The sequence below is a fragment of the Streptomyces sp. NPDC018000 genome (genome assembly GCF_044328025.1).
In the GTDB taxonomy this organism is placed as follows: domain Bacteria; phylum Actinomycetota; class Actinomycetes; order Streptomycetales; family Streptomycetaceae; genus Streptomyces.
The window spans coordinates 41,211-55,405 of sequence record NZ_JBIRGM010000003.1 but is presented as its reverse complement, the minus strand read 5'-3'; the positions used below and the strand labels follow the sequence as shown (position 1 = coordinate 55,405).

The 14,195-nt window shown below is 71.0% G+C and carries 8 protein-coding genes; 6 read left to right on the top strand and 2 right to left on the bottom strand.

Features of this window, described 5'->3' with window-relative positions; translation table 11 throughout:
• The first annotated feature begins 43 nt into the window (after positions 1-43).
• From ACH4EW_RS08690 to ACH4EW_RS08665, 6 genes are all read left to right on the top strand, one after another.
• Positions 44-3,517, top strand: a complete 3,474-nt coding sequence (locus ACH4EW_RS08690) for an FtsK/SpoIIIE domain-containing protein (RefSeq protein ID WP_398253446.1) — start codon at positions 44-46, stop codon at positions 3,515-3,517.
• A 142-nt stretch (positions 3,518-3,659) separates the two neighbouring features.
• A complete protein-coding gene (locus tag ACH4EW_RS08685; RefSeq protein ID WP_398253443.1) occupies positions 3,660-5,027 on the top strand; it encodes an ABC transporter substrate-binding protein in 1,368 nt (455 codons plus the stop codon).
• 4 nt (positions 5,028-5,031) lie between these two features.
• Positions 5,032-6,450: a carbohydrate ABC transporter permease gene (locus ACH4EW_RS08680; RefSeq protein WP_398253440.1), complete on the top strand. Its 1,419-nt coding sequence runs from the start codon at positions 5,032-5,034 to the stop codon at positions 6,448-6,450.
• On the top strand, positions 6,447-7,352 hold the full coding sequence (locus ACH4EW_RS08675; RefSeq protein ID WP_398253438.1) for a carbohydrate ABC transporter permease: 906 nt from the start codon (positions 6,447-6,449) through the stop codon (positions 7,350-7,352). Before ACH4EW_RS08680 ends, ACH4EW_RS08675 begins: the two co-directional genes overlap by 4 nt.
• A 159-nt stretch (positions 7,353-7,511) precedes the next feature.
• Positions 7,512-9,824, top strand: coding sequence for a CDP-glycerol glycerophosphotransferase family protein (locus ACH4EW_RS08670; protein WP_398253436.1), 2,313 nt, complete (start codon positions 7,512-7,514; stop codon positions 9,822-9,824).
• Between the two features lie 97 nt (positions 9,825-9,921).
• Entirely contained in the window at positions 9,922-12,096 is a 2,175-nt protein-coding gene (locus ACH4EW_RS08665; protein WP_398253434.1) for a CDP-glycerol glycerophosphotransferase family protein, read from the top strand.
• 82 nt (positions 12,097-12,178) lie between these two features.
• Here the strand turns inward: ACH4EW_RS08665 and ACH4EW_RS08660 are convergent, their stop codons facing one another.
• Together ACH4EW_RS08660 and ACH4EW_RS08655 are read right to left on the bottom strand one after the other, a co-directional pair.
• On the bottom strand, positions 12,179-12,553 hold the full coding sequence (locus ACH4EW_RS08660) for a hypothetical protein (protein ID WP_398253432.1): 375 nt from the start codon (positions 12,551-12,553) through the stop codon (positions 12,179-12,181).
• Between the two features lie 70 nt (positions 12,554-12,623).
• Complete coding sequence (locus ACH4EW_RS08655) at positions 12,624-14,153, bottom strand: methyltransferase domain-containing protein (RefSeq protein ID WP_398253429.1); 1,530 nt, start codon at positions 14,151-14,153, stop codon at positions 12,624-12,626.
• Positions 14,154-14,195 lie beyond the last annotated feature (42 nt).

Below are 14,195 nucleotides of genomic sequence, written 5' to 3'. Positions count from 1 at the left end.
TTCCCCTGCCCGGCGCCCCGCGCAGAAGGGACCGCTGACGGCGATGCAGATCCGGCTGACCGTCCTCGCGCCGCGCAGCGGCCAGACCCCGGCGCGCGCCTGCGACGTGCTGGTCACCGCCCCACCGGGGACGGCGCTCGCCACCGTGGCGTCCAATCTGGCCGCCGCCGTCTCCGGGCCCGATGGCTCGCTCGGCAGCGGTGCGGTGGTGCTGTTCGCCGGGCGTGAGCGGCTGGACGCGCAGCGGTGTGCGCTCGGTGAGCCCCCGCTGATCGACGGAGCGGTGCTCTCACTCCAGGTCCCCGGCGAGGGCGAGGCGGCGGACGACTCCGTTCCGGCGCAGCTGCACGTGGTCGCGGGGCCCGACGCGGGCGGGGTCCATCTGCTGCACGGCGGCCGGATACGGATCGGCCGCTCCGCCGACGCGGACGTCCCGCTCGACGACCCCGATGTGTCCCGGCTGCACTGCACGGTGACGGTCTCCTCGGACGGCCTGGTCTCGGTGGCGGACCTGGGCTCGACCAACGGCACCCTGCTCAGTGGCAGGGAGGTCCGTGACCGCCCGGTCCGTCTGAAGCCCGGTGCGCTGCTGCGGCTCGGCGAATCGACGCTCCGGCTCACCTCGGGCGCGCGTACGCCGACGCTGGCGACGGCCCCGGACGGCGAGGGGCATCTGCGGGTGTCCGGTACGGCAGGCGCGGAGGCCACCGACGGCGGCTTCGCCAAGGAGCACGGCTCCGGCCACGGGTACGCCCCGGCCGCCGCCGACCCCGGGCCCGGCGACCGTCACACGCACCGGAGCGGCGAAGACGAGTGGGCCGAGACCCGCCGCCAGTCCTCCTCCGAGCGCTCCCCCCGCTTCCCGGACGACGGAACACCCCGGCGGGGCGGGATAGGCGCCTGGGCGCGCAGACTCGCGGGCAACAAGGGCGAACCGGTACACGAGGCGGCACCCGACGAGACAGGTGCGGCCGGGCTGCCGTTCCCGGCCGCCGCCTCCCCCGCGGCACCATCGGGATCCGCCGCGGAGAGCAGCTGGCCGGACCCCGCGGCCGTGCTGCTGACCGCGCTCGGCCCCGGCCCCCGGCTGTGGGAGCGCGACACCGCACACCCGGAGGCGCTCGTGGTGCGCCTGGGGACGACGGACCGGGCCGAGCTGCCCGCCGTGCCGGTGACCGTGGGGCTGCGGGAGGCCGGTTCCCTCGGGCTCTCCGGGCCGCGGACCCGGCTGGCCGGACTCGCGCGTTCGGTGGTGGCGCAGCTCGCCGCGCTGCACTCCCCCGCCGATCTGGAGATCGTGCTGATCAGCGCGGACCGCGCCCGCAGCGCCGACGAGCGCAGGCGCGAGTGGGCCTGGCTCGGCTGGCTGCCTCATCTGCGCCCCATGCACGGCCAGGACTGCCGGCTGCTCCTCGCGTACGACCGCGAGCAGGCCGTCGCCCGTACGACGGAGCTGGTGCGCCGGCTGGACGACGGGCCGCTGGGGCCCGGCTGGGCGAGCCTGGACCGGAGCACGGTCGCCGAGGCCGCCGGGCAGTACTCGGGCCCGTACACGGTGGTGATCGTCGACGGTGACCCCGGCTCGTCGGTGCTGCGCGAGAACACCGCCCGGCTGGCCGCCGCGGGTGCCGCTGCCGGGATCCATCTGATCTGTCTGGCCGAGACCCCGGCCGCCACGCCCACCTCACCGGTCGCGGCGACGTACGAGGCCGCCTGCCACGCCTCGATAGCGTTCCGCGAGTGCGGAGCGGTGGCGATGCTGAGCGGCGATGTGGCGACGGCACTGCGGCTGCTGCGGACGGCGGACGGCCGGGCCGCGGGCCGCGGCACGGTCGCCGTGGTGGACGCGGTGTCGGCGCACTGGGCCGAGCGGTTCGGCAGGGCACTGGCCCCGCTGCGTACGGAAGGAGCGGCCGCGGCTCACGGCGGGACCGCGTCGGCGGCGCTCCCGCCGACCGCCCGGCTGCTGGACGAACTGGGTCTGGCGCGTGCCACGCCGGCCTCCCTGATGGCCCGCTGGGCCTCCACCGCGGACGACCGGCCCGGCGCAACGGTCCGCGGTTCGGGCCGCTGGACGGGCGGGCCGGCGGGCGCCGGTGCGGATGCCGCGGGCTCGGATACCCGCGGTTCGGGCCGTACGGAGTACCCGCGCGGTGCGGCCCCCCGCGTGGGCGCTCAGCGCACAGGCGGGGGGCCGGGGCCGGACCGCGCGGGCGGGTACGCCCCCGGCTCGGGGCGCACCCCGTACCCCGGCAGCGAGACCACCACCCACGTCGGCACCGCGGGCCGCGACGACGCCCATGACACCCATGGCTCCGGACGCACCCCGTACCCCGGCGCCTCCGTCCCCCGTGCCGGCGACGGGCGCTACGGCAGTTCACCCGGGGACGCCCCGGCCGCACGCACCGCCGTGAAAGTGAACACGGGCACAGGCACCGGCATGCCCGCGGCCGCCTGGGACGAAGGCACCGCTGCCATGGCCGCCGGGCGGCCCGTCGTGGTGCTCGGGGCCGGGCCCCGGGGCCCGGTCAGTGTGGATCTGGCGGAGGAGGGCCCCCATCTCCTCATCGAGGGTCCGGCCGGCAGCGGGCGTACGGAGCTGCTGCGGGCCGTCGCCGCCTCGCTGGCCGCGGCCGCCCGGCCCGACCGGCTGGGCATACTCCTGGTCGACGGCGCCGGTGGCGAGCGCGGCGAGGGCCTGCGCCCGTGTACCGAACTCCCCCACGCGTTCACGCACCTGGTGGCCTCGGATCCGGTACGGATGCGCGAGTTCGCGCAGGCACTGGGCGGCGAGCTGAAGCGGCGCGCCGAACTGCTCGGCCAGTACGACTTCACCGAGTGGCACCACCGGCACGAGACGGCGCCGCGGATGGTCGGCCAGCGCCCACCGAGCGCCGCGGAGCAGCGCGCAGAAGCGGAATCCCCGATGAGCGGGACGATCCGGCTGCGGCCCGCCGCCGCGCGGTCCGCAGACCCCGGCCCCTCTCCGCTGCCCCGGCTCGTCGTCCTGGTCGACGACTTCGACGCGCTGGTCGCCCCGGCGCTCGGCAGCCCCGGCCGCCCCGCCGCGGGTTCGGTCATGCGGGCCCTGGAGGCCGTGGCCAGGGAGGGCGGCCGGCTCGGCGTCCATCTGGTCGCGACATCCGCCCGCCCGGACCGTACGGAGGACACGGACCTGGCCCATGGGGCCCGGCTGCGCATCGTGCTCGACATGCCGGTCGTCGCGCCGTCGCCGGAGGATCCGGCACCAGGCCGTGGTCGGCTGGGGCATCCGGACGGGCGGGTGACACCGTTCCAGGGCGGCAGGGTGACGGGGCGTATTCCGCGTACGGCGACCCTGCGCCCCACTGTCGTCCCGCTGGAGTGGGAGCGGATGGGCGATCCGCCGGCCCGGCGCCCGGTCCGCGAGCTGGGCAACGGTCCGACGGACCTGGCGCTGCTGGCCAGTGCGCTGGAGCGGGCGGCCCGGTCGGTGAATGCCGAGCCGATAGCCCCGTTCGGGCCCGTCCGCTCCTGACGGACGCCGGGGCATGAACGTCTGCTGACTTCACGTCACGAGCCCATCACGATAGGCGAGTTGACATGACAAGCGGTATTGCGGCACCCGTACACCGGGCGTAGGACTGTGCGCACACAACGATGTGAGAGACGGGGCAGCGATGCGCACAACCCTTCGGTTCAGCAGGGCCGCCATGGTGTTCACCGCCATCGGCGCACTGGCTCTGACCGGTTGCGGTGACGACGCCGACAGCGGAAGAGCAAAGCCGGAAAAGATCTCCGGGGGTGGCAAGGGAAGTTCGTCGAGTGTCGTCCTACCGAAACTGGACGGGGAGAAGCTCTCGGTCGCGGCGGTCTGGACCGGAGTCGAGCAGGCCAACTTCGTCAAGGTGCTCAAGGAGTTCGAGAACCGCACGGGGGCGACGGTGACTTTTGTCCCGGCGCAGGACCCGATCGTCAACTTCCTCGGTACGAAGATCGCGGGCGGCCAGCCGCCGGACGTCGCGATGATCCCGCAGGTAGGCGCGATCCAGCAGGCCGCCCGGAAGAAGTGGGCCAAGCCGGTCGGTCCCGAGGCCAAGGCCCAGCTGGCCAAGAACTACTCGAAGGTCTGGCAGGACCTCGGTGCGGTGGACGGCACCCAGTACGGCGTCTACTTCAAGGCCGCCAACAAGTCCCTGATCTGGTACAACGCCAAGGCGTTCGAGAACGCGGGCGCAGCTGAGCCGAAGACCTGGAAGGACTTCCTGGCGACGGCCGAGACGGTCTCCGCCTCGGGTGTCACCCCGGTCTCGGTCGGTGGCGCGGACGGCTGGACCCTCACCGACTGGTTCGAGAACATCTATCTCTCCCAGGCCGGTCCGGAGAAGTACGACCAGCTGGCCCAGCACGAGATCAAGTGGACGGACCCGTCCGTCAAGGACGCGCTGACCACGCTCGCGCAGCTCTTCGGCAAGCCGTCGCTGATCGCGGGCGGAGTGGACGGTGCGCTGCAGACGGAGTTCGCGGCATCGGTCACCCAGACTTTCACCGGCGGTGACCAGCCCAAGGCCGCGATGGTCTTCGAGGGCGACTTCGTGGGCGTCAACATCGCGCAGACGAAGGCGAAGATCGGGACCGACGCCAAGGTGTTCCCGTTCCCGGCGGTAGGCGCCCAGTCCCCCGTCCTTACGGGTGGCGACGCGGCGGTGGCGCTGAAGGACGGCAAGGGCGCCCAGGCCCTGCTGACCTGGCTGGGCTCGACGGACGCGGCGAAGATCATGGCCGAGCAGGGCGGGTTCATCTCGCCGAACAAAACCCTGGACGCATCCGCGTACCCGAACGAGGTTCAGCGCACGATGGCGAAGGCGCTGGTCGCAGCGGGTGACGCCGTTCGGTTCGACATGTCCGACCAGGCCCCGCAGTCGTTCGGCGGGACGCCCGGGAAGGGCGAGTGGAAGACACTCCAGGACTTCCTGAAGAACCCGAAGGACATCGCGGGGACCCAAGCGAAGCTGGAGTCCGACGCGGCCAAGGCGTACAAGAGCTGACGGGATGACGACAGCCGCAGCGGGGGACGCCGACGCGGTGCCCCCCGCCGACAAGCATCCGTCCGTCCGGCCGTCGCTGCCCGCGCCCAGGAAGCCCTCCGCTGCCCCGGCAGGCGGCCCGGGACGCGGCCGCAGGGGGGTGACGGGCACCCGCCGGGTCATCGCGGCGCTGTTCCTGGCGCCCGCGCTGGTGCTGCTGGGCGCGCTCGTGGTCTATCCGATCGTGTACTCCGTCTACCGGTCGTTCTTCGACCAGGCGGGTACGGGCTTCGCCGGACTCGACAACTACAAGGCGCTGTTCACGGACGACACCATCCGTACCGCGGTCAAGAACAACGCGATCTGGGTCGTGTTCGCGCCGACGGTCTCCACGGTGCTCGGGCTGATCTTCGCTGTGCTGACGGAGCGGATCCGCTGGGGTACGGCGTTCAAGCTGGTCGTCTTCATGCCGATGGCGATCTCCATGCTCGCCGCGGGCATCATCTTCCGGCTGGTGTACGACGCGGCCCCGGAGCGTGGGATCGCCAACGCCGTATGGGTGGGTGTGCACGACACGTTCACCGAGTCGGCGGGCTACCCGAAGGCGCATCCGCTGCCCGTCCACCCGCTCAAGGCCGGCGGCGGCGGTTCGTTCGTCACCAGGGCGCCGGTGCGGGCCGGGCAGCCGGTGCAACTGCCTCTGGTCGGTGTGGCACCGGCGAAGATGCCGACGGACGCGAAGCCCGCGAAGGCCGCGGCGGCAGAGGCCGGGAAGATCACCGGCACCGCGTGGCTGGACTTCACCCGGGGTGGCGGCGGCAGACCCAATGTCATCGACGCCAAGGAGCTGGGGCTCAAGGGCATCGAGGTGGAGGCTGTCAAGGACGGCAAGGTGGTCGCCTCGGCGACGGCGGGCGCGGACGGTACGTTCACCCTGCCCGCTTCGGCCGACGGCGCCGCACTCCGCCTCCCCGCCTCGAACTTCAGGGAACCGTACAACGGGGTCGAGTGGCTCGGCCCGACCCTGGTCACACCGGGGATCATCGGCTCCTACGTCTGGATGTGGGCCGGGTTCGCCATGGTGCTGATCGCGGCGGGCCTGGCGGGCCTGCCGCGTGAACTCCTCGAAGCGGCCCGGGTGGACGGCGCGAACGAGTGGCAGGTGTTCCGCCGTATCACGGTGCCGATGCTCGCGCCCGTTCTCGCGGTGGTGCTGGTCACGTTGATGATCAACGTCCTGAAGATCTTCGACCTGGTCTTCATCATCGCACCGGGCTCCTCGCAGGACGATGCGAATGTGCTGGCGTTCCAGCTCTACCGCTCCTCGTTCGGTACGGACGCGGACCTCGGGATCGGCAGCGCCATCGCCGTCCTCCTGCTGCTTCTGGTTCTCCCGGTGATGTTCGTCAACGTACGCCGGATCCGGCGGGAGGGGCGCCGATGACGACAGCACCGGCCACGAACACGACAGCCGCAAACAAACCGGTGAAGGCCGAGCAGTCCCTCGGTGCGCGCATCGCCGCCCGCGCCGGCGGCGGTGTGATGCGGGTCTTCCTCATCCTGGTGGGCCTGTTCTGGTTGATGCCGACCATCGGGCTGCTGCTGTCCTCGCTGCGCGGTGCGGACGACATCGCGTCGACCGGCTGGTGGAAGGTCTTCACGGCCCCGTCCCAGCTCACCTTCGACAACTACTCCCGGCTGCTGGACAATTCGACCATCACCCACTCCCTCCTCAGCACGGTCGTGATCACCGTCCCGGCGACCGTCCTGGTCATCGTGATCGGTTCACTGGCCGGATACGCCTTCGCCTGGATGGAGTTCCCCGGCCGCGACTGGTGGTTCCTCGTGGTCGTAGGGCTGTTGGTGGTGCCGGTTCAGGTCGCCCTGGTCCCCGTCTCCAAGCTCTTCGGAGCGGTCGGGATCTTCGAGACGACCTTCGGCGTGATCATCTTCCACACGGCCTTCGGTCTGCCCTTCGCGATCTTCCTGCTGCGTAACTTCTTCGCGGAGATCCCGAGGGAGCTGCTGGAGGCCGCCCGGCTCGACGGGGCGGGCGAGATCCGGCTCTTCACCCGGGTCGTGATGCCGCTGGGCGGTCCGGCGATCGCCTCGCTCGGGATCTTCCAGTTCCTCTGGGTGTGGAACGACATGCTGGTCGCACTGATCTTCGCGAACTCCGACTCCCCGCCGATCACGGTGGCCCTGCAGCAGCAAGTAAGGCAGTTCGGCAACAACATCGATGTGCTGGCGCCCGGCGCGTTCGTGTCGATGGTGATTCCGCTTGCGGTCTTCTTCGCCTTCCAGCGTCAGTTCGTCTCAGGCGTGATGGCGGGCGCGGTGAAGTAGGGCGCACAGCTGTACGTCAATGCGGGGTGGTCCTGTTCACCGCGACAGGACCACCCCACCTGCCATTTCGCGGGTTTGCCACGTTTTGGCGTAACCCTGTTACTCCATCGGAAGTTTGCGGACCACCCGCCCGCACTGCGAACGACCCATGGATGTGTTGTGCCCCGGTTCAGTGTCATCGTGCCCGCGTACCGGGTTCAGGCGTATCTGCGCGAGAGCCTGGACTCGGTACTGACGCAGTCCTTCGAGGACTTCGAGCTCATCGCGGTGGACGACTGCTCACCCGATGCATGCGGCGCCGTCATCGATGAGTTCGCCGCCCGGGACCACCGGGTGCGGGCCTTGCATCTGCCGGAGAACGTGGGCCTGGGCCGGGCCCGTAACGCCGGGATCGCACAGGCCACCGGCGACTATCTGATCTTCCTGGACAGCGATGACACCCTCGCCCCCGGCGCCCTGCGGGCCGTCGCCGACCGGATCGAGGAGACCGGGGAACCGGACGTCCTGATCTACGACTACGCCCGCACGTACTGGACGGGCGAGAGCGTACGCAACACCTTCGCCGAGCACCTCGCCGAGACCGGCCCCGCCACCTTCACGCTCGCCGGCCGGCCCGGACTGCTCAAGATCCTGATGGTCGTCTGGAACAAGGCGTACCGCCGCGCGTTCGTCGAGGCCGAGGGGTTCGTCTTCCCGCCCGGCTACTACGAGGACACGCCCTGGACGTACCCGGTGCTGCTGGCCGCCCGCTCGATCGCGGTCCTCGACCGGGTGTGCGTCGGCTACCGGCAGCGGCGCCAGGGCAACATCCTGGCCACCACCAGCCGCAAGCACTTCGACATCTTCGACCAGTACGACCGGGTCTTCGCGTTCATCGACGCCCGCCCCGAACTCGCGCCCTGGCAGCCGCTGATCTTCCGCAGGATGCTCGACCACTTCTGCACGCTGTTCACCACCCCGGGCCGGCTACCGCGCGGCAGCCGGCCCGAATTCTTCCGCCGTGCCCGCGCCCACTGTGTCCGCTACCGCACCCCGGGCGCCCCCGCCCCTCGCCGCGCCCGGCTGCGCCACGGCCTGATCCGGCTGGGCGCGCGCCGTACGTACCGTGCGCTGTGGACAGCCCAGTTGCTGCACGGCCGGCTGCGGAAGGTCACCGCGGCCGTCCGCCGGAATCTGCGGGCCGCCGCTCTCCAGGCGTACTACCGCATCCAGCTGCGGCTGCCCGTCCAGACGGACCGGGCGGTGTTCGCGGCGTACTGGCACCGCGGCTACGCCTGCAATCCGGCCGCGATCGAGGCGAAGGCCCGCGAACTGGTCCCCGGCCTGCGGACCGCCTGGATCTGCCGGCCCGAGGACGCGCACACGGTGCCCACCGCAACACAGCGGCTCACGCCCGGGACCTACGGCTACTGGCGGGCGCTGGCCCGCTCCAGGTATCTGGTGAACAACGTCAACTTCGACCGGCGGCTGGTCAAGCGGCGTGGACAGGTACTGCTCCAGACCCACCACGGCACCCCGCTCAAGGCCATGGGCCTCGACCTCCAGGACCGGCCGGCGGCGGCCCTCGGGACGGACTTCGGCCGGCTGCTCGCCAATGTCGACAAGTGGGACTACTCCCTCTCCGCGAACCAGCACTCCACCCTCGTCTGGGAGAAGGCCTACCCGTCGGCCTCCACGAGCTGCGCGACGCTGGAGTACGGCTATCCGCGCAACGACGTCTACCAGCGGGCCACCGCCGACGACGTGGCACGGCTGCGCGAGTCGATCGGCATCCCCGTGGGCGCCCTTGCCCTGCTGCACGCGCCCACGCATCGCGACTACCGGCGCGGCCAGTACATCGCACTCGACCTGGCACGCGTGCTGCGGGTCCTCGGTCCGGGCTTCGTGATCCTGAACCGCGCGCACTACTCGTACGGCGCCGCGCCGGCCGGCGAACCGCACCCGCGGATCATCGACGTCAGCGGCCACCCCTGCGTCGAGGCGCTCGCACTCGCCTCGGACGCGCTGATCACGGACTACTCGTCGCTGATGTTCGACTACGTCAATCTGGACCGGCCCGTCGTCATCCACTGCGCCGACCGCGAGGCGTACGAAGCGGCCCGCGGCACCTACTTCGACCTGCACTCCTGCCCGCCCGGCGCCATCGCGCACAGCGAGGACGAACTGCTCGACATCTTCGCGACCGGCCACTGGTGCGGAACCCGGTCCGCCCGGCTGCGCGAGGCATTCCGGGAGCGCTTCTGTCCCTACGACGACGGGCACGCGGCGGAACGCGTGGTGCGCCGGGTCTTCCTGGGCGACACGGCCGCGCAGCCGCCCACGATCCCTCCGGCGCAGCGGCGGCCCGCACCGGCGGCGGGCAACCCGGCTCAGGCCCCGGTCCCGGCACCGGCCACCGCCACGGTCCCGGCGGACCGGCAGGCGTCCGCGGGCCGCGGCCTCGCCGGGGCGCAGCCCACCAACCACCCCTGAGAGCCTGCCGGATGACCCCCGACCGGGCGATCGAAGGGCGCCCGGCAGGCTCTGAGCGCACCCCTCCCCCTGGACCCGAGTCCGAGAAAGAGGCCGTATGCCCCGGCTGAGTGTCATCATCCCCGTCCACCGCGCCCGAGGACAGCTGCGCGAGTGCCTGGAGTCGGTGCTCACGCAGTCGTTCACGGACATCGAGGTGATCGGGGTCGACGACGGCGCACCGGACGATTCGGGGCTGCTGCTCGACGAGTTCGCCGCAAGGGACGACCGGGTGCAGGCCATCCATCTGCCGCCGGGGGCCGGGCCGGACGGGCGGCGCAACACCGGGGCGGAGCGGGCCGTCGGGGACTACCTCCTCTTCCTGGAGGGCAACTTCGTCCACCTGCCGGGCGCCCTGCGGGCCGTCGCCGACCGGCTGAACGCCGCCGGTGACCCCGAACTGCTGCTGTTCGGCCATCACAGACGCCCGTTCCGGGGCCGCCCCCGCCCGACCCGGTCGCTGGAGCTGCTCGGTGAACTGCCGAAGGGCCGGCACACCCTGCTCGAACACCCCGTACTCCTGGACATCGCACCGGTCTCCTGGAACCGCGCCGTGCGCCGCACCCTCCACGAGGGCGAGAAGCTGTCCTTCGGGCCGGGACAGCACGGGGAGCGCATGTACGCACTCCAGACCCTCGCCGCGGCCGAATCCGTCGCCGTGCTCCCCACCGCCTGCGTCGAGCACCGCAGCGGACGCCACCTGCCCCCTCCGGCCGACGGGGCGGAACCGGCGGACGGCTCGACGCCGCACCAGCTCGTCGACGCGTACGCCGGTCTGATGGAGTTCGTACGGGACCGGCCGCCGCTGTATCCGGTGGGGCCGCTGCTCTTCGACCGGGCGTCCCGGGAACTCCTTGCCGGCTACCCGTCGGTGACCAGGCGGCGCAGGCGATACGTACGGTCCGTGGCGGCGTTCCACCGTGCGCACCGGCCCGAGGAGCACCGCTTCCCGGGCGGCGCCCAGGGGCTGCGGCCGAAGCTGATGGGCGGTGGCCGGTATGTCCTGCTCGGCGCCCTCGACTCGGTCCTGGCCCTGCGCCGGAGCCTGCGGGCGGCGCCCGGCGCTGTACGGGAGCGGGCCAGGCACACCCTGTCCGCGCACTACTACTGGTGGCAGCGCGGGCTTCCGCTGGACCCCGGGCTCGCCGTCTATGCCGCGTACTGGAACCGCGGGGTGAACTGCAATCCGGAGGCCGTCTTCCGCAAGGCCCAGGAGCTGGCCCCACAGGTGCGCGGGGTGTGGGTGGTGTCGAAGAACCAGGTGGACACGGTGCCCGAGGGCATCGATCACGTGGTGCCGGGAACCCGCCGCTACTGGCAGGCGCTGGCCCGGGCCACGTATTTCTTCAACAACGTCAACTTCCCCGACCATCTGGTCAAGCGCCCCGGCCAGATCCATGTGATGACCCATCACGGCACCCCACTGAAGATCATGGGGCTCGACCAGCAGGACTATCCGGCGGCGGCCCAGGGACTGAACTTCGACCGGCTGCTCCAGCGCGTCGACCGGTGGGACTGGAGCGTCTCCGCCAATCCGCACTCCACCGAGGTGTGGGCACGCGCCTATCCGGGCGCCGCACAGTCCCTCGAATCGGGCTATCCGCGCAATGACGTCTTCGCGACGGCGACGGACGAGCGGATCGCACAGATCCGCGAGGCGCTCGGCATCCGGCCCGGCCGGCGCGCCATCCTGTACGCGCCGACGCACCGCGACTACGAGGCGGCGTTCACCAGCCGGCTCGATCTGGTCCGGCTCTGCGAGGCGCTCGGCCCGGACACCGTGGTGCTGGTCCGCGCCCACTACTTCTACGAGGGTGCCGGGCTGCCGGAGCACCCTTCGCTCGTCGATGTCTGCGACCATCCGCGGATCGAGGAGCTGTGCCTGGCTGCGGACGCGCTGGTGACGGACTACTCCTCGGTGATGTTCGACTACGCCCATCTGGACCGCCCGATCGTGGTGCACGCCCCCGACTGGGAGACGTACCGCACGGTCCGGGGAGTCTGCTTCGATCTGCTGTCCGGGAAGCCCGGCGACACCCCTGGGGCGGTCTCCACCGATACGGACGAGCTGGCCCGGATCTTCCTCGACGGCAGCTGGCAGAGCCCGGTGAACGAGGCACTGCGGGCCGCGTTCCGGGCCCGGTTCTGCCCGTACGACGACGGGCGCGCCGCGGAGCGGGTGGTACGCAGGGTGCTGCTGAGGGAGGCTGCGCCGGTCGTCGGACGGGCCTGAGAGCCTGTCGGGTGACCTTCGATCGCCCGATCAGAGGTCGTCGGACAGGCTCTGAGTACCGGGCCCGTCCGGCGATGCGCCCTCAGCGTCGCTGGCCCGCCATCACCGTGAAGAGGCCGACGACCACGAGCAGCGAGCCGCCCCAGGTCCACATCGAGGTCCGCTCGTGCAGCACGGTCGCCCCCGCCAGCACGATCAGCAGATATCCGAGGGCGTTGAACGGATAGGCGATGGACAGCGGCACCTTGGCCAGAGTGGTCATCCAGGCGAGGGCGGACACCGCGAAGACCAGCAGGCCGAGGACGACCCAGGGGCTGGTCGCGGCCCGCAGGACGACGGAGCCGCCGCCCTGCGCGGCAGCGGCCACGGCGCCCTTCATCCCGTGCTTCAACATGATCTGTCCGCCCGCCGACGAGAACACGGCGAACAGCAGCAGCATCAGACTGGGGAGGGTCAAGGCCTTGCTCCTGACTGCGACGACCGGGGTTTCGGACGGCGGGGCGGGGGTGGGACGGGAGACGGCGGCCTCAGACGCCGACCCGGTCGGCGGAGGCGTCCTGCCGGTTGAGGATGTCCTGGTTGAGGATGTCCTGTACATCGACGTGCTCTCCAGCGATGATCGTCTCGGCCGCATGCGGGGTCAGCAGTGCGACGTGCTGATAGCCGAACAGCGTCGGCCGGATCCGGGTGAGCAGCTTCGACACCGCGCCCAGGACCGCCGGGAGCGGTCCGCCGCCGAGCAGCGCCCAGAACGGGGCCCCGGTGGAGGTGATGTGGAGGACGTCGTAGCCCGCGTTCCTGACGGTGCGGCGCAGGCTGGCCCGGGTGAAGAAGCGCAGATGTGTTTCGTCGAGGATGCCGCGCCGGTCGTAGTCGAAGACGCCGAGCGCGACCCGCAGCCGTGAGTACCAGTGGCTGAAGTTCGGTACGGAGAGCAGCACATGGCCGCCGGGTCGCAGCACGGTGGCGACCTCGGTGAGCACGCGCTCGGGGCGGGAGAGGTGCTCGATGACATCGCCGGCGACGACGTAGTCGTAGTCGGCGTCGATCTCCGCGGGCAGCCCCTCCTCCAGGTCGGCGAGGTGGAAGTGGGTGCATCTCTCGCGTACGCCGGGGACCTCCACGTAGTCCACGCCCGTCACTTCGTGGCCGAGGGCTTCGAGGCGCTGTGCGAACAGGCCGCCGGAACAGCCGAGATCGAGGACCCGGCCGGGCGGGAGGCTGCGCATCTTCTCCAGGATGACGGCGTGCGAGGAACCGTCTCCCTCCTTGAACGCGTACTCGACGGGTTTGGGGATCCAGGCGCAGGTGCCGAATCCCTTGACGGCGAGCCGGTATTCGAGGACGTCCTTGACAACGTCCTTCGCATACTTCATGCCATTGACGTAGCAGATCTCGTCGCCGTAGTAGGTGGGGACGGGGATCTCCTTGATCCGCATTCCCTCGTTGAGCAGCTGGACGATGATCTGGGTGTCGAAATCGAACGCGTCGGTGTTCCGGTGGATCGGCAGCTTCTTGAGTGCCGCGACGCTGTAGGCGCGGTAGCCGGAGTGGAATTCGGTGAGCTGCGAGCCGAGCAGGATGTTCTCCACCCGGGTGAGAATGCGATTGCCGAGCCATTTGTACACCGGCATACCGCCCTTGAGAGCGGATCCGGATTTCATCATCCGGGATCCGAACACGGCCTCGCATTCGCCGCGTTCGATCGGTGCGACCATGTCGGGCAGAAATTCAGGGGCGTACTGCCCGTCGCCGTGCAGCAGCACGATGATGTCGAGTCCGTGTTCGGCGGCCAGCGCGTATCCGGCCTTCTGGTTTCCGCCGTATCCAAGATTCTTGGTGTGCCGCATCACCACGGTCCGCGGCAATCCCTCCGTCTGCGACCAGCGGCAGCCCGCGGTGAAGGTCGCGTCATGGCTCGCGTCGTCGAGAATGAGGACCTCGGCGACCTTGGACCGGAAGTCCTCCGGAATGCGGTCGAGGGTCCTCTCCAGCGTCGTCTCGGCGTTGTACGCGACCACCAGGATGCCGATCCTGGGGCTCGGGCTTTCCTTCACGGGGCGTTCTCCAGTTGTGCTCGGTGCTCGGTGCTCGGTGCT